We start from the raw sequence: 25,379 nt of genomic DNA on the forward strand, positions 1-25,379 counted from the left end.
TCACTGAGTGAAATCATCTCAGAAATCGCTGGGTTGCGCATCCCGGCTGTTCTACGCTTGCTTCAATCAAGGAGAGAGCGATGGAGACAGTCAAGAACATCCTGTTCGTCATGTGCGATCAGTTGCGCTGGGACTACCTGTCCTGCTACGGCCACCCGACGCTGCACACGCCGAACATCGATGCACTGGCGCAGCGCGGCGTGCGCTTCGAGCGCGCCTACGTGCAAAGCCCGGTTTGCGGCCCGTCGCGCATGTCGTACTACACGGGCCGCTACGTGGCGAGTCACCGCGCGTACTGGAATTTCGTGCCGCTGCCCGTTGGCGAGCTGACGCTTGGCGACTACCTGCGCACGCGCGGCATGCGCGTCGCGCTCGCGGGCAAGACGCACATGGTCGCCGACAAGGCGGGCATGCAGCGCCTCGGCATGAGCCATGAGTCGCCGGACGCGGTGCTGGTGGAGGAGTGCGGCTTCGAGCCGTTCGATCGCGACGACGGCATTCACCCCGGCCTCTTCGGCAAGCGCGTTCAAACGCCGTACTGCGATTACCTGCGCAGCAAGGGCTACGAGGGCGACAATCCCTGGCATGACTACGCAAATTCGGCCGAAGGACCGAACGGCGAGATTCTGAGCGGCTGGAAGATGCGCCACGCGTCGAAGCCGGCGCGCGTCAGCGAGGAGCACTCGGAAACGCCGTATATGATCGACCGCGCGATGGCGTTCATCCGCGAGCAGGGCGACGCGCCCTGGTGCCTGCACCTGAGTCTGATCAAGCCGCACTGGCCGTACATCGTGCCCGCGCCCTACCACGACATGTATGGCCCCGAGGACGTGAAGCCCGCCGTGCGCACGCTCGACGAGCGCGAGCATCCGCATCCGGTCTACGGCGCGTTCATGAAGCACGATGAGAGCGTGAGCTTCGCGCGCGACGAGGTGCGCGAAACGGTCGTCCCCACTTACATGGGACTCGTGAAGCAGATCGACGATCACCTCGGCCGCCTGTTCGCGTTCCTGCGCGAAACCGGCCGCGACCAGGACACGATGATCGTGTTCACGAGCGATCACGGCGACTATCTGGGCGACCACTGGCTCGGCGAGAAGGAGCTCTTTCACGATGCGTCGTCGCGCGTGCCGCTCATCGTCGTCGATCCGCGCCCGGAGGCCGACGCCACGCGCGGCACGGTCGAGCGACGGCTCGTCGAGGCGATCGATCTGCTGCCCACTTTCCTCGATGCGGCGGGCGTGGAAATTCCCGCTCATATCGTCGAGGGGCGCTCGCTGCAACCGCTGCTGCACGGTGCGCCTGACGTATCGTGGCGCGATGCGGTCTTCAGCGAGTTCGACTATTCGTTCCGTTCGCGCACGCGCACGCTGCTGGGCCGCGATCTCGACGGCTGCCGCTGTTTCATGGTGTTCGACGGGCGCTGGAAATACATCCATTACGACGGCTTCGCGCCGCAACTGTTCGATCTCGCGGCAGACCCCGACGAACTGAACGATCTGGGCCGCGATGCGCAACACGCGAGCGTGCGCGCCGAGTTGCATGAGCGCCTGTTCGACTGGCTGCGCCATCGCACCTTGCGGCAGACGGCGCCGGCGCGCTTCGTCGAACGCTGGACGGAAGTCTCGGAGAAGGGCGGCATCCTGCTCGGCGACTGGTAATACGTTAGTGGAAGCACGGGGGCGCCGGCCCCCCAACAGCGGTAGAGCAGGCAAAATTATTCAGACATGCAGGAGACACCATGTATCGCCTCATCGCAGCCCATTTAGTGGCGCTGGCGCTGGCGTTACCGGCCATGGCGCACGCCGCCACGACGCTGGTCGTCAACGCCTTTCTGCCGCCACAGCACATCTTCAACGTCGAGGTCATGAGGCCGTGGGCCGAGGACGTCGAGCGCGCCACCCAGGGGCGCGTGAAGATCGTCTTTCCGCCCACCAGCATCGGCTCGCCGCAGCAGCAGTGGGACGTCGTGCGCAAGCGCATCGTGGACGGCGCCTATATCTTCAACGGCCTCATCCAGAACAAGGCGAGCCTCGTGCAGCTCGCGCATCTGCCGCTCGGTTCGTCCTCCTCCGAAGGCATGTCGATCGCGCTCTGGCGCACCTACGAAAAGTATTTCGAGCGGGCCGGCCAGTATGGCGACGTCCATCTGCTCGCGCTCGTGGTGTTTCCGGCCGGCGAGATCTACAGCCTCAAGAAGCCCGTCACGTCGCTTCAGGCGATACACGGCGTGAAATACTGGGCACTGCCAGGTGTTGCCTCGACGCTGATGGATCGCGGCGGCGCGGGCGTGGTCGCCACGCCCGCCGCGAAAATGAGCGAGCTGGTGGCAGGCGGCACCGTGGACGGCTTCGCCGGTATTCCCGAGATGGACGCCGCGCGCTTCAACGTGGTCCGCTACGCACGCTACGAAACGACCGTGCCGGGCGGCATTACCGCGCCGAGCTTCTCGCTCTTCGTGAACAAGCAGGTATGGGCGTCGATCGCGCCGGCCGACCGCGCAGCCATCACGGCGCTCTCGGGCGAGGCATTCGCACACCGCATGGCCGCGATCGACGCGGCGAACCAGCAAGCGCGCGCACAAGCCGTGGCGAACGGGCTCAAGCTGATCGATCCGCCGCCCGCGTTCGTCGCCCAGTTGCGTGCGCTGGCGCAGCCGATGGACGCGCACTGGATCGCCCAGGCGAACCGCTTGAACGTGGACGGCGGGGCCGCACTGGCTTACTACCGTGACGAAGCCAGGCAGGAGGCAAGATGAGCCACGCGAATCCTTCCGCCGCATTGCAGCCGCCCGGGATGCTTGCCGACGACGCGAGCAGCCCCCGCGAGCGGGCCGCCTCACGCTGGCTGCGGCGTGTACTTGGCGCAGTCGTCGCGCTCGTGCTGCTCTCGATCATGGGCCTCACGTTCTGCGACGTGTTCATGCGGTACTGGTTCTCCGCGCCCATACGCGGGGCCTCTGAGATCGTGCGCTTTGCCATGGCGATCCTCATTTTCTCGGCGTTTCCGCTCGTGACGCTCAGCCAGCAGCACATCACGGTGAACCTGCTGCATGGGCGTTTCGGACGCCTCGGCAGCTGGCTGCAACACCTGTTCGTGCTGCTCGTGAGCCTCGTGGCGGTCGGCATCATGACCTGGCAGCTCGCCAGCGACGGCGCCGACCTCGCCCACAACCGCATCACCACGACCGTGCTGGAATGGCCGCTTGCGCCGCTCAGCTACTACATGAGCGCACTGTCCGGCGTCACGCTGATCGTGCTGCTCGCGCTCACTGTCGATCACTTCGCCGCGCTCGGCCGCAAGGAAACGCCATGACACTCGCACTTTCCGGCTTCGCCGCCGTTTTGCTGTTCGCGTTCGTGGGCGTGCCGCTCGGCTTTGCGATGCTCGGCATCGGCGTGGGCTCGTTCGCGCTGATCCGCGGCTGGGAGCCCGCGCTCTCGATGGCCGGCATGACGATCGCCGACCTTGCCGCCAACGAGAATCTCTCCGTGCTGCCGATGTTTATCCTGATGGGCACGTTCATCTACAAAGCCGATCTGGCCGAGGAACTTTACGACGCGGCCAACGCCTGGATCGGCCACTTCAAGGGCGGCCTCGCACATGCCACGGTGCTGGCCTGCGCGGGTTTCGCCTCGATGTCGGGCAGCTCGATCGCCACGGCGGCCACCATGACCAAGGTCGCGATGCCGCCCATGCGCCGCCACCGTTACTCGGACAGCCTCGCTGCCGGCTGCGTGAGTTCGGGCGGCACGCTGGGCGCGCTGATTCCGCCGAGCTTTCCCTTGCTCATCTACGGAGTCCTGACCGATCAGGACATCGGCAAGCTGTTTATCGCGGGGATCGGCCCAGGATTGCTGCTGGGCTCGCTGTTCCTGCTCTCGATCTGGTGGACGGTGCGGCGCGATCCCGCCAAAGGCCCGCGCGGCGAGCGCGTGGCCTGGCGCACGCGCTTCGCCAAGCTCGGCAAGATCTGGGGCGTGCTCGCGCTGTTCCTGATCGTGGTTGGCGGCCTGTATAGCGGCATTTTCACGGCCACGGAGGCATCGAGCGTTGGCGCGACGGGCGCGCTCGTGTTCGCGGGGCTGCGCCGCAAGCTGAGCTGGGCGCTGCTGTTCGAGTCGCTCGTGGAAGCGGGCAAGACCACCGCGATGATCTTCGCCATCGCCTTCGGCGGCATGGTGTTCGCAAACTTCATCACGCTCTCGGGCCTCACGGCCACGCTGGTCGCCTGGATTCACGCGCTGCATTTGCCGCTGCTCGGCGTGATCGCGGTCATCACCTGCATCTACATCGTGCTCGGCTCGCTCATGGAAGCGCTCGCGATGATGCTGCTCACCATTCCCGTGTTCGCGGCGGTGGTGCAGCCGCTTGGCGCGAACATGATCTGGTTCGGCATTTACGTGGCGATGATGATGGAGATCGGCATGATTCATCCGCCCGTGGGCATGAACGTGTTCATGGTGAAGACCATGTTGCCGGAATTGTCGATTCGCACCATTTTCCGCGGCACAGTGCCGTTTCTCTGCGCGAACATCGTGGCGCTGGTGGTGGTGATTCTCGTGCCGGACATTGCGCTCGGACTGGTCCACCTCATGCGCTGAACGCCGACCGCCTGGCGCGCGCTCGCGCGTCTACCCGTAATTGTCCTGGGGTGGCCGTATCGCACCACAACGCGCCGCCCGCTCCGCTCGCCGTGTCCCGGCTGCCTTGCCCGGCGGCCGCGCGCGCCCGATTGTTTGCGATTCGCGAATGACGTATTCGGGCGTTATCCGGTACTGATTACGGGGTGCTTGCGACTATCTTTGCCACGTCGATTCCGATGGCGTCCAGCACAGTGATGCATGTCGCGTCGCACACCGTTTTTCGAACATACCGATGGCGCGGCAGCCGGCCGGCCCAAGGAGACAGAGATGAAATCGAACACATGGGACTCGGCCTACGAGTGGAAGGCCGTGACATTGCTGGCGCTGGGCTTCGGCCTCGTGGGCCTCGACCGCTGGCTGATCGCGCCGCTCTTTCCATCCATCATGAAGGACCTGAACCTGAACGCGCAGGATGTGGGCAACTGCATCGGCATACTCGGCCTTTCGTGGGGCGTGTTCGCGGCGGTCATGGGCGGCATGTCCGACAAGGTGGGCCGGCGCAAGGTGCTGATTCCGGCGATCATCGCGTTCTCGCTGCTCTCGGGCTTTTCCGGCCTCGCAGGCAGCTTCGTGAGCCTGCTGGCCGTGCGCGCGCTGATGGGCGTGGCCGAAGGCTCGTTCTGCCCGACGAGCTTCGCGGCCACGGCCGATGCCTCGCACCCCAAGCGCCGCGGCTTCAATCTCGGGCTTCAGCAAAGCGGCTTCGCGTTGTTCGGGCTTGCGCTTTCGCCGATCATCGCCACGCAACTGCTTGGCGTGATGAGCTGGCGCTGGGTATTCGCGCTTGTCTCGGTGCCGGGCCTGATTCTCGGCCTGCTGATGTATCGCCTGATTCGCGAGCCGCAGGATGCGGGCGCGCCCGCCGCCGACGCATCCGCTGCATCGGCCGCGCCGGTCGAGCGCGGCCATTGGCGCGACGTGCTTCGCAGCCGCAACATTCCGGTGGCGATGGTGGCGCTCTTTTGCGCGATGACGGGTGTGTTCGTGCTCGGCGCCATGCTGCCGCTCTACCTCACGCAGTATCTCGCGCTCGACATGCAGCACATGGGCATGGTGGCCTCCGCCATCGGCTTCGGCGGTTTCGTCGGACAGTTTGGCTTGCCGGGGCTTTCCGATCTGCTGGGCCGGCGCGTGGCAAGCGTCATCGGCTTCGTGGGCACCGCTGCCATGCTGATCGTGTTTCGCGGTCTCGGCGCACAGCCGCTGGAACTGTTCGCGGTGCTGTTCGCGGCATCGTTCTTCACGCTGGGGCTCGTTTCGCTGCTCTCGGGACCGGTCGCCACCGAGGCCGCGCCGGCCGGCATGGTCTCGACTTCCATCGGCCTCGTGGTGGGCGCGGGAGAAATCTTCGGCGGCGGCGTGGCGCCTGCGCTCGCGGGCTTCGTCGCCGCACACTTTGGTATCCAGAACATTTTGTGGCTGCCGATTGGCGCCGTCATGCTGGGCGTACTGGTGAGCCTCCTGCTCAAGGAAACCGCGCCGGCCAGCCTGCGCCGCCGCGAGGCGGTTGCCGCTGCCGCGCAAATTCCCGTTGCCGGGCGAGCGGAGTAGTATCCGCGCAGTACCTGAGCGGTACCTGAGCAGTACCAGCGCAGTGCCGGCGGGCCATCCACGTTCCCCTCTCTTGCCACGCCGCCCGTGCCGCGGCGGCGTGGCGCAACAGAATCGGGCCCTATACTTGGACGGCCCGAACCCATAAAGAAGAGAGGAGCATGGACCGATTTCTGAGTATCGAAGCCTTTGTGCGCGTGGCGGAGACCAGCAGCTTTGCGGAAGCGTCGCGGCAGCTCGGCGTGACCAGTTCGGTTGTCACGAACCGTATCCAGCAGCTCGAAAAATTCGTCAACGCGCCGCTCTTTCATCGCAGCACGCGGCATGTGCGCCTCTCCGAAGTCGGCGAGGCGTTTTATCGCGAATGCGCGGAGGTCGTGGGGCGCGTCAACGAGCTGACCGACCAGATGCGCGAACTGCGCGCGACGCCCACGGGGCGGCTGCGCATCCAGATATTGCCGGGCTTCGCGCTAGGCCATTTCGGCGCGCCGCTTGCCGAGTTCAACCGGCGCTATCCGGGCATCCAGCTCGATGTGATCGTCAACGACCGCGTGGTCGATCCGATCGAAGAAGGCTTCGACGTGGCATTCCAGATTTTTCCGCCGATTTCCGAATCGCTGATCGAACGGCGGCTCTTTTCGGTGCGGCGGCTCTTTTGCGCGACGCCCGCTTATGTGGCGGAGCATGGCGCGCCGCAACATCCGCGTGAATTGCTGCAGCACACCACGGCGCTTTATTCGGGTTATCCCTCGCGCAATCGCTGGACGATGACGCGCGGCGACGAAGTCGTGGACCTGGAACTGCCCGGCATGATCCGCTCGAATTCGGTGCATTTGCTGCGCGATTACGCGCTCACGGGCGGCGGCGTGGTGTGCCTGCCCACGCTTGTGGCGAGCGCGGCGCTGCTTGAGGGATCGCTTGTGCCGATCCTTACTGATTACCATCTTTCTTCGTTGAGCTTTGCGGCCGTTTATCCGTCCACGCAGCGCCAGGCGCTGAAGGTGAAGGCGCTGGTGGAATTTCTGGCTGAGTATCTGGGACCCGAACCCGCGTGGGATGTGCCGTTGATCGAGCGCGGTTGGGTGCGATAGGGTTTTTGCTTTTTTTTCGCGTTTCCTTGTATTCGTGTCGGTCTATTAGCGTTGCCCCTGTGCGGGGCGGCACCTACTTTTCTTTGCAGCGGCAAAGAAAAGTAGGCAAAAGAAAGCCGCTCAAACCGCCAGTGTGACGCCGTCCACCACTTGCCTGTGATCGGAGCGGTTCCGGAGCGTCTGCCACCACGCGCCGTACAACAGAGTGACTAAGGACTCATCCCTCCGGCGGCGCTGCGCGCGCCGTGGGGCATAACCCCAAACCATCGGAATGCATGTGACTCGATGCAGTGCATGCGTATTCGAGTGCAAGTGCAGTAGGTGTGGTTTCCCCTGCATACCCGACCGCTGCGCGCGTAGCGAGCAGCGGGATGTGCGGGCCCTTTGTCACTATGTTTGAAGGTGCGAGGTGACGGATGCCCCGGAACCACTTCGATTAACGGCAAGAGGTGGACGGCGTCACACTGGCGGTTTGAGCCGCTTTCTTTTGCCTACTTTTCTTTGCGGCTGCAAAGAAAAGTAGGTGCCGCCCCGCACAGGGGCAACGCTAATAGACCGACACGAAAACAAGGAAACGCGAGGAAAAGCGAAGGACCGCGAAGGCACAGCGAACGCCCCACCCGATTATTTGCAAACCGCGAATACCGTAGTCGCCCGCCCACTGGTTGTTGTCTGCGCGCAGCGCACCTAAAGTAAAACGCAACACACCTTCCAAAACAGGAAACAGGAGACAGCCATGCCCGATACCTCATTCCACACCGTTTTCGGCTCGCTCGATCACTACCGCAAAGGCGAGATCGAGATCACGAGCGGCGACGCCCGCCACTATGTTTTCTCGAACGTCTTCGAAGTCGCCGCACAGTCGGCGCCTTATGAAAAGGTCGTGGTCGGCAAGAACCTCGAATACGTGATGGAGGTGCTGCGCGCGGAGGGTCAGTCGCGCTGGTTCGCCTGCGCGCACGATGAGTTCGTGATCCTGATGGATGGCGAAGTGCGCATCGACTTCATCAAGCTCGATACGCCGCCCACGGGCACTACGGGCACCGTCGCCGCGGGCGAGGCGCCTGCGGGCCGCAAGATGGGCCACGTGGTGTTGCGCAACGGTCATCAGGCGCTGCTGCCCGCCGGCTGCGCCTATCGCTTCAGCGCACAGAAGACTGGCGTGGCGCTCGTGCAGACCATGGTCGGCGAGCTTTCGGTGCAGAAGTGGGCAGACATCTGCCTGCACTGAACGCACAGCCCGAAAACGAACACCCCGGAACTGAATACCCGAATACAGGAGACACCAAATGGCCAGCCTCGAATCCCACGACCACTCCGTAAGTTTCGCCGCCGACACCGTGTGCGCGAGCGAGCCCGACGCCGTGACCGGCTATTGCCGCTTCAAGCTCGGCGCCTTTGAATTCACGCGCGACGAATATTTCGTCAAGGTGCTGTGGCCCGCGAAAGGTCAGATCCGCACGCACGCCATTCCCGCCGATGCCTTCCTGCGCGCGATGATGCGCGACGTCGCCTGGGGCTTCTTCTACGGCTGGGTGAATTTCGACCACGTGTTCGGCACGCGCAACCACTATGGAAAGGTGGACGTCTATGCGGGTTCGTTCAACGGCATCATGAAGGACGCCGGCGTGGACTATATCGAGACCTTCGACGCGCCCACCATCATGGCGACCTTCAAGGCGATCCTGCACGACTGGACCAACGAAGGCTTCGATCCGTTCGCCGCGCCCGAGGAAACCGGCACCGCGTTTGGCCGCAAGCACGGCGAGAACGGCGCCGCCATCGAGCGCACGCGCATCGCCACGCGCCGCATGCCGGGGCTCGAAGGCGACTCGCCGCTGCGCGACGACCTGCCCGTGAACCGTGCCTTCGCTGACGTGTCCCAGGACGATCCCGAGGTGCATGTCGAGCCCGGCTTCGAAGGCGAGCTGCATGCGTTCAACCTCTTCAAGTACCTCTCGCGTTCGGACGTCACGTGGAATCCCTCGGTGACTTCGGTGTGCGGACAGAGCCTGTTCTGCCCGACCACGGAGGAATACATCCTGCCGGTTTTCCACGGCAACGATCGCGTCGAATGGTTCCTGCAACTTTCGGACGAAATCGTCTGGGATATCGGCGACAAGAACACGGGCGCGCCGCGCGCACGCATCACGATGCGCGCCGGCGACATCTGCGCCATGCCCGCCGATATTCGCCACCAGGGCTACTCGACCAAGCGATCGATGCTGCTCGTCTGGGAGAACGCGACGGCCGATTTGCCCAAGCGTTACGAGCGCGGCGATCTCAAGCCGTATCCGGTCGAGTTCTAAACGAGTGTTGCAGCTAGTCAGCATGCCTGAGCATCAAACGAGGATTTAATCATGCAAACGCAATTGTTCATCGACGGCCGTTTCGTTGACGCCGTCGAAGGCGGCACCATCGACGTGCTCAATCCGCACGACGGCTCGCTGATCACGAAGATCGCCGCAGCCACCGCCGCCGATGTCGATCTGGCCGTGGCCGCCGCCACGCGCGCGTTCCCGCAATGGTCGGCGATGCCCGCCGCCGAGCGCGGCCGCCTGCTGCTGCGTCTGGCCGACGCCATCGAAGCGAACGGCGAAGAGCTGGCGCAACTCGAATCGCTCGACACGGGGCACCCGATTCGCGACTCGCGCGCGCTCGACGTGCCGCGCACGGCGGGGTGTTTTCGCTACTTCGGCGGCATGGCCGACAAGCTGCAAGGCTCGGTGATTCCCGTCGAAACGGGCTTTCTCAACTACGTGCAGCGCGCACCCATTGGCGTGGTCGGGCAGATCGTGCCGTGGAATTTTCCGCTCATGTTCACGAGCTGGAAGATGGGCCCGGCACTCGCGGCCGGCAACACGGTCGTGCTGAAGCCATCGGAAATCACGCCGCTCTCCACGCTGCGCATTGTCGAGCTGATGGCGGAAGTGGGCTTTCCGGCGGGCGTGGTCAACATCGTGACGGGCTATGGCCACACGGCGGGGCAACGGCTCGCGGAGCATCCCGGCGTGGGCAAGATCGCCTTCACGGGATCGACGGCAACGGGGCGGCGCATCGTCGAGGCCTCGCAGGGCAACTTGAAGCGCGTGCAGCTCGAACTGGGCGGCAAGGGTGCGAATATCGTATTCGACGACGCCAATCTCGACGCCGCGATCAACGGTGCAGCCTGGGCGATCTTCCACAATCAGGGGCAGGCCTGCATCGCGGGCTCGCGTCTCGTGCTGCACGAGCGTATTGCCGATCAGTTTCTCGAACGCTTCGTCGACCTTGCGGCGTCGATTCGTGTTGGTAATCCTTTGGATCCCGAAACAGAGATGGGGCCGCTCACGTCGCTGCAACATCTGGAGCGTGTGAAGGCTTATGTGGAGCTGGCGCGCGATCAGGGCGGGCGCGTGCTCGCGGGCGGCAGCGCACCGCAGGACCCGGCGCTCGCCAACGGCTACTACGTGCGCCCCACGGTGATCGAGGCGAAGACGCCGAACGATCGCATCGCTCAGGAAGAAGTATTCGGCCCGTTCGTGACCGTGCTGCGCTTCAAGTCCGACGAAGAGGCGCTCGCCATTGCCAACGGCACCGACTACGGTCTCGGCAGCGGGCTCTGGACGCGCGATCTTTCGCGTGCGCACAGCATCGCGGGCAAGATTAACGCGGGCATGTGCTGGATCAACTGCTATAAGCGCGTGAACCCGGGCAGCCCGTTCGGCGGCGTTGGTCAGTCCGGCTACGGGCGCGAGATGGGCTTCGAGGCGATGCACGACTACACGGAGGCCCGCTCGGTGTGGGTCAACGTGGACGCCCAGGTGCCGCCGCACTTCAAGCGCTGAGGCCGCCATGGATCGCTTCGTCTATCAGGGCTTGCCGTCGCGCGTGGTGTTCGGCTGGGGCAACCTCGCGCGGCTGCCCGAGGAAGTGGACCGGCTCGGTGCGCGCCGCGCGCTGATTCTCTCGACGCCCGAGCAGCGTCCGCTCGCCGAGGAAGTCGCGCGTCTGCTGGGTGAACGCGCGGCGGGCATTCACGCCGAGGCGGTCATGCACGTGCCCGTGGAGGTCGCGCGGGCCGCGTGCGAAAAGGCGGCGGCGCTCGACGCGCAATGCTGCGTGGCCGTGGGCGGCGGCTCGACCATTGGCCTTGGCAAGGCCATTGCGCTCGAATCGTCGCTGCCGATCGTCGCGGTGCCCACCACCTATGCGGGCTCGGAGATGACACCGATCTACGGCCTCACCGAAGGGCGCCTGAAGAAGACCGGGCGCGATTCGCGGGTGCTGCCGCGCACGGTGATCTACGACCCGTCGCTGACCGTGTCGCTGCCCGCGGGCATTTCGGCGGCCTCGGGCGTCAACGCGATGGCGCACGCGGTGGAAGCGCTCTACGCGGAAGACGCCAACCCCGTGATCAGCCTGATGGCCGAAGAATCGATTCGCGCATTGGGCGAGGCGTTGCCGGCCGTCGTGCAGCGTCCCGACGACGTGGCGATGCGCAGCCGCGCGCTCTATGGCGCGTGGCTCGCGGGCAGTTGCCTGGGCGCGGTGGGCATGGCGCTGCATCACAAGCTTTGCCACACGCTGGGCGGCACGTTCAACCTGCCGCATGCACAAACGCACGCGATCATGCTGCCGCATACGGCGCACTACAACCACGCCGCCGCGCCGCAGGCGCTCGAACGCGTGGCGCGCGCGCTGGGTGCGGAACAGGCGGCGCAGGCGGGGCCACGGTTGTATGCTTTGAACGCGTCGCTGGGCATTGCGATGGCGCTCAAGGACATCGGCATGCCCGAAACGGGCCTCGACGAAGCGGCCGATCTCGCGTGCACGAATGCGTACCCCAATCCGCGAGCGCTGGAGCGCGAGGCAATCCGCGCGTTGCTGCAGCGCGCGTGGGAAGGCGCGGAGCCTCAATAGCCGGATCACGCCGTGTGAGCGGCGCACCAAGCCACAAAGCAAACGAAAGGAGACAGCCATGGAGACAACCGTGGAGACAGCCACGTCGGCGCAAGGTACCGAGGCCGAGCGGGCCTTGACGGAACAGGTGGTGGCGCGCTTCGCGAACACGCCCGACGCGCGCCTGCGCACGCTGATGCAAAGCCTCGTGCAGCATCTGCACGCTTTCGTGCGTGAAGTGGAACTGACCGAGGCGGAGTGGTTCGCGGCCATCCGCTTTCTCACCGAGACGGGCCAGATGTGCGACGGTGTCGTGCGCCAGGAGTTCATCCTGCTGTCCGACACGCTGGGCGTGTCGATGCTGGTCGACGCGATCAACCACCGCTATGCAACGGGCGCGACCGACACGACTGTGTTCGGTCCGTTCTATATCGAGGGCATGCCGGAACGCGCGTATGGCGAGAACATGGCGTTCACGCCGGGCACGCCCGCGCTCGTGCAGGGCCGCGTGCTGTCGACCAGCGGCGAGCCCGTGGCGAACGCGCTGCTCGACGTGTGGCAAACGGCGGACAACGGCATGTACTCGGGACAGGATACCGCGCAGCCGCACGGCAACCTGCGCGGCCGTTATCGCACCGACGCCGAAGGCCGCTACGCGATCCGCACCATCGTGCCCGTGTGCTATCCGATTCCCACCGATGGCCCGGTGGGCCGCATGCTCCAGGCGACGGGGCGGCATCCGTGGCGGCCCGCGCATCTGCACTTCATGATCACGGCGCCCGGTCACAGCACGCTCGTGACGCACCTGTTCAACCAGAACGATCAGTATCTGGACTCGGACGCCGTATTCGGCGTGAAGCCGTCGTTGCAGGTGGACTATTGCGAGCGCGCGGCGGGCGATGCGAACGCACAGCGATTCGGCTTCGAGGGCGGCTATCGCGAGGCCAGCTACGACTTCGTGCTGGAGCGCGCATGAGACCGTCGACGCGCTACTACGCGGTGTTCGCCACCGACAAGCCCGGCATGCGCGAAGTGCGCGAGCGCGTGCGGGCCGTGCATCGCAGCTATCTGCGCTCGGCCGCGCAGCACGGCGTGTTCGTGAGGCTTGGCGGCTCGACGCTTGCGCCGCAGTGCGATGCGCTCAACGGCACGCTGCTCGTGATCGAAGCCGAAGGCTACGACGACGTGATGCGCTTCGTGCGCGACGACCCCTATGCGCTGGCGGGCGTGTTCGAGCGGGTCGAGATCCGGCCGTGGGACTGGAATGTTGGCAATCCTGAGCAAAGGGTTTGAGCGATGAACGATCGATTCCTGTGCTGTGTCGACGCGGTGCCTGATGGTGGCGCATGTGTCGTCGACGGCTCGCCTGGCGACGGTGCGGTCGTTGTCGTGCGGCGCGGCGCATCGGTGTGGGCCTACGTCAATCGCTGCCCGCACTTCTCGGTGCGGCTCGATTTCGAACCGGGCGAGGTCTGTACGTATCGATCGACCGTGCTCATGTGCGCGCATCACAGCGCGCTGTTCGCATTCGAGGACGGCCGCTGCATCGAGGGACCGTGCGAAGGCGCCGCGTTGACGCCCGTGCCGGTGCACGTCGTCGGGACCGATGTGTGGGCGGGCGCGGCGGGGTGATCGCGCGCTCGTCCAGCGATCTGGCGGGACGATATTTACACCGGTTAGTTTACTTCTCTCAAAAATAAACTACACTGCGGAGTCTACTTTTGTGGGAAGACTCCATGGCATCGATCCCTGATTTCCTTGGCCGCATGCTCGGATTCGCCGCCGCGCGCCGTTCGCGCGTGATGTCGGACGGCTCGCCGCAGCACGACGGCATGCGCTTTCGCAACGTGCGTCCGCGTCCGGAGGAGGGGCTCGCGAAGACCCTTGGCATCGCCTGGAACGTGCTGTTCAGGAAGCCGCGGGGCACGGCGCCGGCGGGCGCGCTGCCCGTCGACGCGCTGAGCCGGGCCGATCTCGATGCCGCGCCCGAGCGCAGTCTCTACCGGCTCGGCCATTCGACGCTGCTGCTCAAACTGCGCGGCGAATACTGGCTCACCGACCCCGTGTTCGGCGAACGCGCCTCGCCGTTCAAGCGCATGGGCCCGAAGCGTTTTCACGCGCCGCCCATCGCGCTCGCGGACTTGCCGCCGCTGCGCGGAGTGATCCTCTCGCACGATCACTACGACCACCTCGACCGCGAGACCGTGCTCGCGCTCGACGCCACCACGAGTGTGTTTCTCACGCCGCTGGGCGTGGGCGACCGGCTGATCGAATGGGGCATCGACGCAGCGAAGGTGCGCCAGCTCGACTGGTGGCAGAGCGCGGACGTGGCGGGCATCACGTTCACGGCCACGCCCGCGCAGCACTTTTCGGGGCGCAGCCTGTTCGACGGCAACAGTACGCTGTGGGCCTCGTGGGTGATCGCCGAGGGCGATCTGCGTGTGTTCTTCAGCGGCGATACGGGTTATTTCGAGGGCTTCCGCGAGATTGGCGAGCGCCTTGGACCGTTCGACGTCACGTTGATCGAGACCGGCGCTTACGACGCGCAGTGGCCGTATGTGCATATGCAGCCCGAAGAAACGGTGCAGGCGCACCTCGACTTGCGTGGCCGCTGGCTCGTGCCGATCCACAACGGCACCTTCGACCTGGCGATGCACCGCTGGCAGGAGCCGTTCGAGCGCGTGACGGGGCTGTCGCTCGCGCGGGGCGTGGCGCTGGCGACTCCGCGCATGGGCGAGCGGTTCGATTTAGGGGAGCCGCAGCGAGGTGAACGCTGGTGGCGCGAAGCGGCGGGTGAGAACGAGGCGACGGGCGGACGGGCGCGCGGTTGGCTGTGCAGGGAGGCGGGTGGGGTGAAGCCATGAGGGGTTATCGGTTCCGTCGCGGGTGTCCGTTTTTGTCGACAACGACTCCCGGAGGGAGTCCCGCATTGACAATGCGGGCACAGACCTAAGCGAGCATTAAAGCGCGGTCCCCGCGAGCGCGCGCCGGTACCACGCATGGAAATGGCGCATGCCGTCCTCGAGCGGCGACTGATACGGCCCGGCGTCGCTCACGCCGCGCCGGGCGAGCCGCAGGCGTCCCGCGTCCATGCGTTCGGCAATCTCGTCGTCTTCGATCATCGTTTCCAGATAGGCGGCGCGCTGGGCCTCGATGAACTCGCGCTCGAAGGCCGCGATCTCCTCGGGGTAGTGGAACTCGATCACGTTGAGCGTTTCTTGCGGCCCCTTCGGATAGAGCGTCGAAATCACGAGCACGTGCGGATACAGTTCGATCATCTGGGTCGGAAAGTACGCGAGCCAGATGGCGCCGAAGTCGGGCGCGGCGCCGCCGCGATATTCGAGCAGGCGGTCGTGCCACGCGCGGTACACGTTCGAGCCCGGCTGCGCCAGCGCAGCGTTCACGCCCACGCGCTGCATGCTGTAGGTATCCGCGAACTCCCAGTCGAGATCCTCGCAGGTCACGAAGCCTCCGAGCCCGGGGTGAAAGGGCGCGACGTGATAGTCCTCCAGATAGACCTCGATGAAGGTCTTCCAGTTGTAGCGGCACGTATGCGTTTCCACGTGGTCGAGCACGTAGCCGGAAAAATCGAACTCGGGCCGCGCGAACACGCTGGCCATGTCGCGCGCCGGCTCGCGCGGCCCTTCGTAGAGGAGTCCATGACAATGGCGCAACGCGAAGCGTTCGAGATTGCGGCAGGGCTTGCGCTCGAACTCGGGCGCACCGATCAATTCGCCGCGCGCATCGTAGGTCCAGCGGTGCAGCGGGCAGACGATATTGCCGCCCGTCGCCGCGAGGTTGCCGCGTGTGTGTGGTGCGTGAACGGCGTTGCCGCTGTTGCCGCCGTTGCCGTTGTTGCTGTGGCGGCCGTTGCTTCCGCAATTTCCATCCAGGCCGCCCAGCATTAGTGCCTGCCGGTGGCGGCATACGTTGGAGAGCAGTTGCACGCCTTTGGCGCCGCACGCATCGCGCACCAGCACGCGGCCGCCTTCGTCCTGCGGCAGACGGCGCCAGTCGCCGGGTTCCGGCACCCACTGCTGGTGGCCCACGTAAAGCGCCGATTGCGCAAAGATGTGCGCCATCTCGCGCTCGAATAGCGCCTCGTCGAAATAGGCGCTGGCGGGTAGCTGCAATGGGCTCGCTGTCGCATCGGGCGGCGGGGCGAGATGCGTCAGGTTGCTGATGTCGTTCATCGATCGATTCCTTTCGGTTGGACGCGGACGCCGCACCGCGCCGTGCAGCGCGCCGGCGTGCTCACGCCTCCAGCGTGGCGTCCCGTTGCGCATTCAGTCGCACTACGCGTTCCTGTTTCGCGAGCCGCGGACACGTGCTGCACATTTCGCCATCGCGGCGGCGGTAGTGGTAGCAGCAGGTCCGGCGTTCGAGTGCGAGCGCGCGCGAACCGTCGCTGCGTTCGAACGCGAAGTAGCCGCCGCAACCGTCGATATCGAGTGCGGCCAGCCATTGGCGGCCTGTCGCTTCGATATCGGCATGGCGCCACTCGGGCCTCGCCTTGCTGGCCGCGAGCAGCGCGGCCAGCACCACGTCGGCTTGTGTCCCGCGCGCGGTGACCGGATTCACGCGGATCACCGCTGCGAGGTCGTCGTGGATCTGCGCGCAGCTCGCGGCAATCTCGCACGCGGCGAGTGCGATCAGCGTGCCGGTGTCGCCCACTGCGGGCGCGTGGTCGTGCAGACGGACCTCGCGCGTCCAGCCTTCGGCAATGGGCTGCGCGAAGGACGCGAGCGAGAGCGCGCGCCGCGCGGCATGCACGCCGATCACGCTCAGATACACGGGCTGCCAGATCAGGATGCCCCAGCAGCGCGCCGCCCAGTAGGCGCGTCCCGCCTCGGGGCAGGCCCGCGACCAGTGCGCGAGCAGAGCGTCGAGCGCGGCGCGGTTGCTTTCGCACGCATGCGGCGCGGGACACACGTGAAGCGGGTCTTGTCCGCTAGCGGGGGGCCGGGCGAGCGCTGGCGCGGACACCACGCCGCGCAAGCCCGGCACGAGATGAGCAGCGAGCCGCAGCATGTCCGCCAGTGTGCGGTTCGCCGCCATGCTCATGCTGCTACCGTTGCCATGGCGGCCGTCGCTACGGTGGCCACGGCAGCGCGCTCGCCGGTCGCGAGCAACGCCCGTTGCGCATCGCGTCGCCCCGCAAGGGGATTGCGCAGATTGCCCGCCATCTTCAGGTTGCCCGCAGGGTCGGCGAGATTGACCATCTGCACGTTGTTGCCCAATTGCAGGCGATTCAGGCACGAGTGCAGGAACTCGGGCGCGAACAGGTCGTACTCGGCGAACTTCTGCGCAAGCTCGGGATGCTCGGCCTGATAGCGCGCGACGCTGCGCGCCACGGCGTTCCAGAATACGTCTTCGCTACAGCAGCCGTGCTCGACGAGAATCTGGTTCACGTAGCGGAAGAAACCATCGAATACGTCGATAAAGATCGCCAGCAACTTGACGTTCTCGGGCACATCCACGGCAAGGCGCTTCACGTTCTCCGGCAGCTTTGCGTCTTTATTGAGGATTGCAGATTCTTCGGCGATATCTTTCATGATCGCGCGTACCGGCACGTGATTCTCGAGCACGAGAATGAGGTTTTCGCCGTGCGGCATGAAGACGAGGTCGTGCGCGTAGAAGCAATGCACGAGCGGCGCGAGATACGCGTCCAGGTAGCGTTCGAGCCAGCGCTCGGCACCCAGCCCGGACGCCTCGATGAGCGCGGGCAGCAACGCGCGGCCATGGCGGTCCGTATGCAGCAGCGCGGCCATGGTCATGAGGCGCTGGCCGTCGCCGGCGAGTGCGAGCGGGTTTTCGCGCCACAGCGCGGAGAGCATTTTCTTGTAGGGCGTATCCGCCTGCACGGCGGCTTCGTAATAGCGGTTGCGAAAGCCCATCGACGCCACTTCGCGCAGGATCGTGAAGCCCTTGCTTTGCAGATACGGGTCGTTCGCGATCATGCTTTTGATGAAGTCGTTGATGGCAGGCGTGCCCGACATGTAATAGGGCGAAAGCCCGCGCATGAAGCCCATGTTGAGGATCGAGAGCGAGGTCTTCACGTAGCGTTTCGAGCGGTCCGAGACGTTGAAGAACGTGCGGATCGACTGTTGGGCGAGATAGCGGTCGTCGCCGTAACCGAGGCAGATGATGCGGTTCGTCGCCACGTAGGCGGCGAATGCGATGGAGAGCTTGTTGAACCACTGCCACGGGTGCGCGGGCATCAGACGGTAGTCGTCGAAATCGCAGCCGCGCGACGCCACGGTGGCCCGGAAGCGGGCGATGGCTTGCGCGCCGAGTTCTTCGTCCATGAGCCGTGCGTAGTCGAGGTCTTCGGCGCAATGGAACGCGGCGTTGTCCTTGTGCACCGCGAGCCATATCACCTGGATGGTCGATGCGGCTTCGGGGGCGTATGCGCGATAGTCGCCCGCGTCGAAGCCGAGCCGTCCGTTGTTGGCGACAAAGCCGGGGTGCCCTTCGCTCATCGCGGTCTCGATAGCCTGGAAGCCGGCCTGGAAGTCGGCGCTGAGCAGCTCGGGCGTGTCGGGGCCGGCTTTCACGGTTTTATAAGCGGCGCCATAGAGTGTGCTGCTGATTTCGTCGAGATAGATCGGCAGCATTGCTTCCTTGATGCCAAGGCGCGCTTTCACGTCGAGAATGAACGCGAGCGCGTCGAGCGGCTGCGCGGCGCCGTCCTGGGTGCAGACGATCGTCTCCGGCCGGATGCTCCAGTGGCGTAGCGCGAGCAGCCGGGCTTCGAAGGTATAGCTTCGGGTGCCGTCGTCGGATTCCAGTTCGTAGCTTGCGTAGCCTTCGCCCATAGCGTCGCCGGTTCGTAGCGGCTCGACGATCAGTTCATGCGCGTACTCCGCGATGGCCTTGCGCACCAGCATGCGGTTCGCTTCGCACCAGACTTCGGGCGTGAGGTGCGCGCTGGCTTCATGCGGCGCGAGCAGCGTGTGTTGCATCGACGGTTGGGCGAGGTGTTGAGTCATGATGTGGCGTCCTTTTAGAAGTCCTGTTGAATGGCAGCGTAAAAATCCGCCCGCGTGCAGAACGCGAGCGAAGCGGTTTTTTCGCGGAACGGCACGTCCTTGTCGTAGACGAAGCCCATCGCGCGATTGAGTGCATGAATGCGCGTATTGCGCGCGTCGGGCTCCACCACGATGCGCTCGGCGTTCAGGCGCTCGAACAGGAATGCCATGAGCGTGCGGAACACATGGCGCGTGTAGCCGGGCACGGGCGTCGCGGTCGGCCCCACGAAGAGGTGCATGCCGAGGTCGCCCGCGCGCACCGTGTAGTGCTCGCCGGCTTCGTCGTGGGCCGGGTCGTAGCTCTCGAAGAGGAAGGCGGGCGTGCCGTGGCGCAGGCCGAGCCAGGCTTGCGCGTGGCCCGAGTCTTCGATGGCTCGATAGAACGCGGCCACTTCGTCCACGCTCTTGTCGCGCATGTTCCAGAAGGCCGCGCGCTCTTCGACGAACCAGCGGTGGAGCGCGGGCGCGTCGCGCTCGGGTTCGAGCGGGCGAATCTGGAAGCCGTGCGGGCTGGCGGCCCGCGTCTCGTCGCGCGCACGGGTGATGGTGGACGCGCAGCTCGCGGCGCGCGGCGGCGCGTGATGCAGCGCGATTTCTTCGGCAACGATTTCAGTTCGCACGGACGGTGACTCCTGAGTCGGTTAGATCGCTGGAAAGGGGGCCTGTGACGGTCTGGTGCTCTGCATCGGACAGATTGGATGTATCGGATGCAGCGGACACATCAGCGGCGCGCGGACGGTCGAGCAGCCAGACGCTTAGCAACGCCGTGAGCACGAGGCCCGCCGAGGCGATGAGGAACGGCGCGCGCAGTCCCGTTGCATCGACGATTGCGCCAGCCGCGAAGGAGGCGAGCAGCACGCCCAGGTTCTGGAAGAAGTTGACGACGCTGTAATCGGCGGCATACGAGGCCGGCGTGCTGAGCGCGAACATCGTCACGTCGAGTCTCACGACGATCTGGAAGAGCGCCCAGCCGAACATGATCCGGCCCGCGACGATCGCGAGCGGCGTCTCCACGCCTTGCAGCAGCATGCCTGCGGTGCACAGCAGCAGGTTCGCGCTCATCTGGTTGGGCAGGCCCTTGCCGCGCGCGGCAAGGCGCTTGTTGATGCGCAGCGCGGCGAGCGCGACCATGCCGGGAATCGCGAAGACGAGTCCCGAGGCAAGCTCGCTAGACGAGCCGGTCACGTCTTGCCAGTACGACGACATGAACGGCCGGATCAGATACACGCAGAAGTCGAACGCGAGCATGAGCAGTGCGAGCCGCAGGATCGGCATGCGTTCGCGCAGGCCCGAGCGGATCGCCTGCGCCTTCGCTCCATCGGCATGATCGGCACGATCGGCACCAACGGCTTCGTCGCCCGCGTCGCTGGCGTCGGTCAGAAAGCGGCAGCGCCGCGCGATGTGATGCGTCCGGATCAGCCACATGCAGATCACCATCTGCACGAAGTCGCCCGCGGCCATCGCGAAGATACAGTGATGCGCGTCCCACACTTGCATGACGAGGCCGCCCGCCACCGCGCCCGCAATCGCGCCGAAGTGCACCACCACGGACAGCACGCCGATGGTATGCGCGTGCGACGCCTTCGCTTCGAGTCGCATCATGTACGGGTACATCAGCAGATAGCTGCTTTTGCACATGAACATCGCGAGCGAGAGCACCCAGAAGAGCGGCACCGTGGCTGCGAAATAGCTCGCGACCGAGAGCACGCCCGCCGCGCATTGCGTGTAGACGAGCAAATGCATGGCATCCAGTCGCCTGGCAATGCGCGCCCAGACGGGCAGCGTGAGCATCACGACGATGGAGATGCACGCCACGTATGCGCCCGCGTGCACGGGGCTCGTCACGCCGTAGCGCGCGGCGAAGAACTGTGGATAGAACGGGATCAGGATCGCGTCGCTGACGACTGCGAAGGTCGTCATCAGAATGATGGTGTTGCGCAGATTCATCGTGTCTCCAGCGGCGCCTTCACGAACGCTTCCGTATCGGGCACCGAGAAGTCCTGTAGTGCGATGCGCCGCTCGATCTTGTAGTGCTCCACGCCGGTCAACTCGCGCAGGATGCAGGAGTTGCGATAGCAGCTCATGCCCAGATCGGGATTGGTGAGCCCGTGGCTGTACAGTCCGGCGTTCTGCACGAAGATGTCGCGCTCGTTCACGTCGATCGCGTAGTTGCGCGAGAGCCGGTAGCGGCCCTTGTCGTCCCAGCGGATGCGCTCGCGAATGCCGTCGATGAAACCCGGGACGTTCTGGCCGTAGCCGGTCGCGAAGATCGCGCCGTCGGTGGTGTGCGCGAATTGCACGCCTTCGTCGCGCTGCGCGAAGCGCAACTGGAAGCGCTCGCCGGCACGGTCGTAGTGGCAGCCGGTCAGCTCCGAATTGGCGATGAGCCGCGCACGCAGGTTGCCCCGGCTGCGCCGGTCGTCGAGCAGGTCGTAGATCTGGTTGATGAGCGAGGCGTTCACACCTTTGTAGAGGCTGTCCTGCCTCGCGATGATGCTCTCGCGCACGTTGCCAGGCAGGTTGTAGAAGTAGTCGATGTAGTCGGGCGAGATCATCTCCAGCGTGAGCTTGGTGTTCTCCATCTGGAAGAAGCGCGGCGAGCGCGTGATCCACGTGAGCGAATAGTCGTGCTCGTCGCTTTCCTTGAGCAGGTCATGGAAAATTTCGGCGGCGCTCTGGCCGCTGCCGATCACGGCGATCGAGCGTTTGCTCTGCAATTCGCGCTTGCGCGCCACATAGTGCGCGCTATGAATGCAATGCTCGCGCACCGCTTCGCAGCACGGCGGCAACTGCGGCACCGATCCCACACCGATCACGAGGCGTGTGGCACGGTGCGCAAACGGCGCACCGCTGCGCACGTGGCGTCCGCTCACCACGTAATGGCCGGCGCCGCCGTCGCCCTCCACGTATTCCACGCGTTCCACCAGCGAGCCGAACGCGATGCTCGAAAGCTGGCCGATCGCCCATTTGCAATAGCGGTTGTATTCGGCGCGGCTCAAATAGAAGCGCTCGCGAATGTAGTACGCGTACAGCTTGCCTTCCTGCTTGCAATAGTTGAGAAAGCTGAACGGGCTCTTGGGGTCGGCGAGACTCACGAGGTCCGCGAGAAACGGATTCTGGAGCGTGGTGTCGTCGATCAGCATGCCGGGATGCCAGTCGAAATCCTCGTTGCGTTCGAGGAACAGGCCGCGCAGATCGCGAATCGGCTCGGCAAGACACGCGAGGCTCAGATTGAACGGCCCGAGGCCGATGGCGATGAAGTCGAGCACGCCGGAATCGGGATTCGATTTGAGGTTAGGCATGCTAAGAATTGAGTTTCGACTGGAGCCGGACAAAACCATGTTGAGACACCTCATCGATGGACGAAGACGGGAAGGGTGGTAAATGAGAACGATTCGTGTTTGCGAATCATAGGAAACTCGATCGGGCATGGCAAGGGGAAAACGCATCATGCTAAGGATCCCGAATAATTCACTGACCCAACATGCATCAGGCCGCGTGAGCGCATTAGATCGGGAAAGCCCGAGCGCATCGGCACGCGAGGGGGATCGACCGATGGGCGCGCGGCGCGCGCAAAGCGGACCGCTTGGGGCGCTTTTTATCTGAAAATCTTCATACGAAAAACCCTGTAGGCGATGGGGAGATTGGCGCAGTACCGCGCAAGGCGTCCTGACGAATTTCTGCCAGAGGCTTTCAAAAGACAAAAGGCTTTGCTAATATGCCGCCCGATATGTAATGCGAATGAGTCGCATTTATATTCAACGGCGCACGCTCCTTGGGGAAAGCGCCCCAACTCTGGCCAATATGAACAATCAACGAACGACACGCCGTACAGGGCGCAGGCTCCATCGTCCAGTGCGGATGGCCGCCTGGCTGACGTTTGCCGCCGCGGCCCAGTCCGCCTTTGCCCAGTCCGCAGCCAAGCAAGCGCTGCCCGCCGTGAAAGTGAGCGCCGCCGCCGAGACCGACTCGCCGCTGCACCTGGAAACGCCGGTGTCGAACGGCGCGCTCGGTACGCGCTCGCAGCTCGACACGCCGTTCTCGACCACCGTGGTCACGGGCGAGGACCTCGCGGACCGCCAGGCGAACAAGCTCGGCGACGTGTTTGCCGGCGACGCCTCGGTCACCGACAACAGCAACGCCTATAGCGCGTGGGCGACCTACATCACGATTCGCGGCCTGCCGATCGACTGGCAGAACGGCTTTCGCATCGACGGCAATCCATTCATCTCGTATGGCATCACGATGCCCTACGAGAACCTCGAACGCGTCGAGTTGCTCAAGGGACTCGGCGGCTTCATGTACGGCTTCGCGCAGCCGGGCGGCGTGGTCAATTACGTCACGAAGAAGCCGGACAAGGACCCGGTTACGAGCTTCGACCTCGGCTATCGCATGGACGGCGTGCTCACCCAGCACGTCGATTTGAGCCGGCGCTTCGGTCCGGATGGCATGTTCGGCGCGCGCATCAACTACACGCATGAAGCGGGCAAGACCTACAACGCGGGCGACATCAACCGCAACTCGCTGGCGCTCGCGCTCGACGGGCAGCTCACGCGCGACCTCCAGGTCTACTTCAACGCGATCTATCAGCAAAGCCGTTCGAGCGGACAGATGCCAGCCATCTACACCGGCAGCTACACGGCCGCGAGCCTGCCCGCGACGATCAGCGGCGGCACCAACTGGCTCGCCGGCACCGACCAGCATCTGAACACCAACCTGCAGCTCTACACGGCCGGCGTCAAATATCAGATCTCGCCCGACTGGACCTTCAACACGTCGGCGAGCTACAGCAAGTCGACGCGCGACCGCAACGAAAGCACGCTCACGCTGCTCGACCAGGCTGGCAACTACGCCGATAACCGCTGGAACGGCGACGAAGGCCATCAGGACATCTACTGGCAAGGCACTTTCGAAGGCAAGGTAAAGACCGGGCCGCTCACGCACCAACTGGTGTTCGGCGCGGCGGTCCAGCATCAGACCAATGATTACGGCACGGCGGCGGGCACGGTGATCAAGACGCTCGGCGAAGGCAATCTCTACGAGCCCAACCCGTTTCGCTACTACTCGGGCAGCGGCTTGCAGAAGTACCGCGCGAGCGAGATCAATCAGAAATCGCTTTTCGTGAGCGATACCGTCGAGTTGACGAGTCGCTGGTCGCTGCTCGCGGGCGTGCGCTACACGAATTACGATCAGGAATCCTTTGCTGAATCGGGCGCGACCACTTCGTCGTATGGACAGAACGGTGTCTTTACGCCGACCTTCGCGCTCATGTACAAACTCGAGCCGCGGACCACGCTCTACGCGAGCTATGTGGAGTCGCTGGAGCCCGGTCAGATCGTTTCGGATATCTATGCAAATGGCGGATCGGTGCTGCGCCCGCTGCGCTCGCGTCAATACGAGGTGGGCATCAAGAGCGAGCACGCACGCTGGAGCGCGAATGCGGCGCTGTTCCGCATCGAGCGCGGCGCGAGTTACGCGAACGACCAGAACGTGCTCACGCAGGACGGCGATTCGATTTACGAAGGCATCGAAGCGGGCGGCAGCGTGCGTCTTGGCCGCAACTGGCTGGTCGCGGGCGACGTCATGCTGCTCGATACGTGGTACGCGAAGGGGCAGCAGTACAACGGCAAGCGCGTGGCTGGCGCGCCGCAGTTCGTTGCGGCGGCGCGCGTGAGTTATGACGTACCGTTCGTGCCGGGCCTGCGTGTGGGCGCTGACGCGAAGTACACGGGCAATACGGAAGTGCGTCCCGCAGGCAACCTGGAGACGGGCGGCTATATGCTCGTGAACGTGGGCGCGAACTATATGACGCGCATCGGGGGGCACGATGTGACGCTGCGCGCTGCCATCGATAACCTCGCGAATCGGCGGTACTGGATGTTCCAGTACGATAATTACATCGCTCCGGGGGATCCGCGTACTGTTAGCGTGAACGCGAAGATTGATTTTTGAGGGAGGGCGCTGAGCGCTTGGATTTTTTTTTCGCGTTTCCTTGTGTTCGTGTCGGTCTATTAGCGGTGCCCCTGTGCGGGGCGGCACCTACTTTTCTTTGCAGCCGTGTACAGACTGGAGACATGGTTGACACATGTACGGGGACATCGTTGACACATGATGTTCAGGTTTTTGCTGTCTTCAGGTCAAGTGTCGTGAGGCGGTGATGCGCGAACCAGAGCTCGATG

21 protein-coding genes are annotated in these 25,379 nt (G+C 64.6%); 15 read left to right on the forward strand and 6 right to left on the reverse strand.

The features are described from left to right. Window positions 1-80 precede the first annotated feature (80 nt). The 14 genes from L5014_RS26550 to L5014_RS26615 all read left to right on the forward strand — a co-directional run bounded on the left by L5014_RS26550 (window position 81) and on the right by L5014_RS26615 (window position 15,033). Window positions 81-1,661 (forward strand): alkaline phosphatase family protein, encoded by a 1,581-nt coding sequence (locus L5014_RS26550; RefSeq protein WP_238466776.1) that lies wholly within the window; start codon window positions 81-83, stop codon window positions 1,659-1,661. Window positions 1,662-1,741: 80 nt separating this feature from the next. Next, entirely contained in the window at window positions 1,742-2,758 is a 1,017-nt protein-coding gene (gene dctP / locus L5014_RS26555; protein ID WP_238466777.1) for a TRAP transporter substrate-binding protein DctP, read from the forward strand. Next, on the forward strand, window positions 2,755-3,315 hold the full coding sequence (locus L5014_RS26560) for a TRAP transporter small permease (RefSeq protein ID WP_238466778.1): 561 nt from the start codon (window positions 2,755-2,757) through the stop codon (window positions 3,313-3,315). The genes dctP and L5014_RS26560 overlap by 4 nt, the downstream gene beginning before the upstream one ends. Then, on the forward strand, window positions 3,312-4,604 hold the full coding sequence (locus tag L5014_RS26565) for a TRAP transporter large permease (protein WP_238466779.1): 1,293 nt from the start codon (window positions 3,312-3,314) through the stop codon (window positions 4,602-4,604). The genes L5014_RS26560 and L5014_RS26565 overlap by 4 nt, the downstream gene beginning before the upstream one ends. A 309-nt stretch (window positions 4,605-4,913) precedes the next feature. Continuing rightward, window positions 4,914-6,197 (forward strand): MFS transporter, encoded by a 1,284-nt coding sequence (locus L5014_RS26570; RefSeq protein WP_238466780.1) that lies wholly within the window; start codon window positions 4,914-4,916, stop codon window positions 6,195-6,197. A 161-nt stretch (window positions 6,198-6,358) separates the two neighbouring features. Beyond that, a complete protein-coding gene (locus L5014_RS26575; protein ID WP_238466781.1) occupies window positions 6,359-7,288 on the forward strand; it encodes a LysR family transcriptional regulator in 930 nt (309 codons plus the stop codon). A gap of 736 nt (window positions 7,289-8,024) precedes the next feature. Next, window positions 8,025-8,519, forward strand: coding sequence for a cupin domain-containing protein (locus L5014_RS26580; RefSeq protein WP_238466782.1), 495 nt, complete (start codon window positions 8,025-8,027; stop codon window positions 8,517-8,519). 58 nt (window positions 8,520-8,577) lie between these two features. Beyond that, window positions 8,578-9,597: a hydroxyquinol 1,2-dioxygenase gene (locus L5014_RS26585; protein ID WP_238466783.1), complete on the forward strand. Its 1,020-nt coding sequence runs from the start codon at window positions 8,578-8,580 to the stop codon at window positions 9,595-9,597. A 51-nt stretch (window positions 9,598-9,648) separates the two neighbouring features. Then, entirely contained in the window at window positions 9,649-11,115 is a 1,467-nt protein-coding gene (locus L5014_RS26590) for an aldehyde dehydrogenase family protein (protein ID WP_238466784.1), read from the forward strand. A 7-nt stretch (window positions 11,116-11,122) separates the two neighbouring features. Further along, a complete protein-coding gene (locus L5014_RS26595) occupies window positions 11,123-12,190 on the forward strand; it encodes a maleylacetate reductase (protein WP_238466785.1) in 1,068 nt (355 codons plus the stop codon). A gap of 58 nt (window positions 12,191-12,248) precedes the next feature. Continuing rightward, window positions 12,249-13,145, forward strand: a complete 897-nt coding sequence (locus tag L5014_RS26600; RefSeq protein WP_238466786.1) for an intradiol ring-cleavage dioxygenase — start codon at window positions 12,249-12,251, stop codon at window positions 13,143-13,145. Beyond that, window positions 13,142-13,462 (forward strand): YciI family protein, encoded by a 321-nt coding sequence (locus L5014_RS26605; protein WP_238466787.1) that lies wholly within the window; start codon window positions 13,142-13,144, stop codon window positions 13,460-13,462. Before L5014_RS26600 ends, L5014_RS26605 begins: the two co-directional genes overlap by 4 nt. Before the next feature lie 3 nt (window positions 13,463-13,465). Continuing rightward, the gene (locus L5014_RS26610; RefSeq protein ID WP_238466788.1) at window positions 13,466-13,801 is read left to right on the forward strand and encodes a Rieske (2Fe-2S) protein; all 336 of its coding nucleotides are present in this window, start codon (window positions 13,466-13,468) and stop codon (window positions 13,799-13,801) included. A 104-nt stretch (window positions 13,802-13,905) separates the two neighbouring features. Next, window positions 13,906-15,033: an MBL fold metallo-hydrolase gene (locus L5014_RS26615; protein ID WP_238466789.1), complete on the forward strand. Its 1,128-nt coding sequence runs from the start codon at window positions 13,906-13,908 to the stop codon at window positions 15,031-15,033. Window positions 15,034-15,129: 96 nt separating this feature from the next. Here L5014_RS26615 and L5014_RS26620 read toward each other — a convergent pair whose 3' ends face one another. From L5014_RS26620 to L5014_RS26645, 6 genes are all read right to left on the reverse strand, one after another. Continuing rightward, window positions 15,130-16,362, reverse strand: coding sequence for an aromatic ring-hydroxylating oxygenase subunit alpha (locus L5014_RS26620; RefSeq protein ID WP_238466790.1), 1,233 nt, complete (start codon window positions 16,360-16,362; stop codon window positions 15,130-15,132). A gap of 61 nt (window positions 16,363-16,423) precedes the next feature. Next, window positions 16,424-17,227, reverse strand: coding sequence for a siderophore ferric iron reductase (locus tag L5014_RS26625; RefSeq protein WP_238466791.1), 804 nt, complete (start codon window positions 17,225-17,227; stop codon window positions 16,424-16,426). Between the two features lie 2 nt (window positions 17,228-17,229). Beyond that, entirely contained in the window at window positions 17,230-19,161 is a 1,932-nt protein-coding gene (locus L5014_RS26630; RefSeq protein WP_420800142.1) for an IucA/IucC family protein, read from the reverse strand. A 14-nt stretch (window positions 19,162-19,175) separates the two neighbouring features. Beyond that, window positions 19,176-19,820, reverse strand: a complete 645-nt coding sequence (locus L5014_RS26635; RefSeq protein ID WP_238466792.1) for a GNAT family N-acetyltransferase — start codon at window positions 19,818-19,820, stop codon at window positions 19,176-19,178. Beyond that, on the reverse strand, window positions 19,810-21,147 hold the full coding sequence (locus L5014_RS26640) for an MFS transporter (protein WP_238466793.1): 1,338 nt from the start codon (window positions 21,145-21,147) through the stop codon (window positions 19,810-19,812). The genes L5014_RS26635 and L5014_RS26640 overlap by 11 nt, the downstream gene beginning before the upstream one ends. After that, a complete protein-coding gene (locus tag L5014_RS26645) occupies window positions 21,144-22,502 on the reverse strand; it encodes a lysine N(6)-hydroxylase/L-ornithine N(5)-oxygenase family protein (protein WP_238466794.1) in 1,359 nt (452 codons plus the stop codon). The genes L5014_RS26640 and L5014_RS26645 overlap by 4 nt, the downstream gene beginning before the upstream one ends. Window positions 22,503-23,061: 559 nt before the next feature. Between L5014_RS26645 and L5014_RS26650 the strand changes: the two genes are divergently transcribed. Further along, window positions 23,062-25,152 (forward strand): TonB-dependent siderophore receptor, encoded by a 2,091-nt coding sequence (locus L5014_RS26650; RefSeq protein ID WP_238466795.1) that lies wholly within the window; start codon window positions 23,062-23,064, stop codon window positions 25,150-25,152. Window positions 25,153-25,379: the final 227 nt, after the last annotated feature.

It is taken from the genome of Paraburkholderia tagetis (genome assembly GCF_022213065.1).
Lineage (GTDB): Bacteria > Pseudomonadota > Gammaproteobacteria > Burkholderiales > Burkholderiaceae > Paraburkholderia > Paraburkholderia tagetis.

Bases quoted from the DNA above. Each gene is read 5' to 3' on its own strand.
- L5014_RS26550 (WP_238466776.1), top strand. From the start codon at position 81: ATGGAGACAGTCAAGAACATCCTGTTCGTCATGTGCGATCAGTTGCGC.
- dctP (WP_238466777.1), top strand. From the start codon at position 1,742: ATGTATCGCCTCATCGCAGCCCATTTAGTGGCGCTGGCGCTGGCGTTA.
- L5014_RS26560 (WP_238466778.1), top strand. From the start codon at position 2,755: ATGAGCCACGCGAATCCTTCCGCCGCATTGCAGCCGCCCGGGATGCTT.
- L5014_RS26565 (WP_238466779.1), top strand. From the start codon at position 3,312: ATGACACTCGCACTTTCCGGCTTCGCCGCCGTTTTGCTGTTCGCGTTC.
- L5014_RS26570 (WP_238466780.1), top strand. From the start codon at position 4,914: ATGAAATCGAACACATGGGACTCGGCCTACGAGTGGAAGGCCGTGACA.
- L5014_RS26575 (WP_238466781.1), top strand. From the start codon at position 6,359: ATGGACCGATTTCTGAGTATCGAAGCCTTTGTGCGCGTGGCGGAGACC.
- L5014_RS26580 (WP_238466782.1), top strand. From the start codon at position 8,025: ATGCCCGATACCTCATTCCACACCGTTTTCGGCTCGCTCGATCACTAC.
- L5014_RS26585 (WP_238466783.1), top strand. From the start codon at position 8,578: ATGGCCAGCCTCGAATCCCACGACCACTCCGTAAGTTTCGCCGCCGAC.
- L5014_RS26590 (WP_238466784.1), top strand. From the start codon at position 9,649: ATGCAAACGCAATTGTTCATCGACGGCCGTTTCGTTGACGCCGTCGAA.
- L5014_RS26595 (WP_238466785.1), top strand. From the start codon at position 11,123: ATGGATCGCTTCGTCTATCAGGGCTTGCCGTCGCGCGTGGTGTTCGGC.
- L5014_RS26600 (WP_238466786.1), top strand. From the start codon at position 12,249: ATGGAGACAACCGTGGAGACAGCCACGTCGGCGCAAGGTACCGAGGCC.
- L5014_RS26605 (WP_238466787.1), top strand. From the start codon at position 13,142: ATGAGACCGTCGACGCGCTACTACGCGGTGTTCGCCACCGACAAGCCC.
- L5014_RS26610 (WP_238466788.1), top strand. From the start codon at position 13,466: ATGAACGATCGATTCCTGTGCTGTGTCGACGCGGTGCCTGATGGTGGC.
- L5014_RS26615 (WP_238466789.1), top strand. From the start codon at position 13,906: ATGGCATCGATCCCTGATTTCCTTGGCCGCATGCTCGGATTCGCCGCC.
- L5014_RS26620 (WP_238466790.1), bottom strand. From the start codon at position 16,362: ATGAACGACATCAGCAACCTGACGCATCTCGCCCCGCCGCCCGATGCG.
- L5014_RS26625 (WP_238466791.1), bottom strand. From the start codon at position 17,227: ATGGCGGCGAACCGCACACTGGCGGACATGCTGCGGCTCGCTGCTCAT.
- L5014_RS26630 (WP_420800142.1), bottom strand. From the start codon at position 19,161: ATGACTCAACACCTCGCCCAACCGTCGATGCAACACACGCTGCTCGCG.
- L5014_RS26640 (WP_238466793.1), bottom strand. From the start codon at position 21,147: ATGAATCTGCGCAACACCATCATTCTGATGACGACCTTCGCAGTCGTC.
- L5014_RS26645 (WP_238466794.1), bottom strand. From the start codon at position 22,502: ATGCCTAACCTCAAATCGAATCCCGATTCCGGCGTGCTCGACTTCATC.
- L5014_RS26650 (WP_238466795.1), top strand. From the start codon at position 23,062: ATGGCCGCCTGGCTGACGTTTGCCGCCGCGGCCCAGTCCGCCTTTGCC.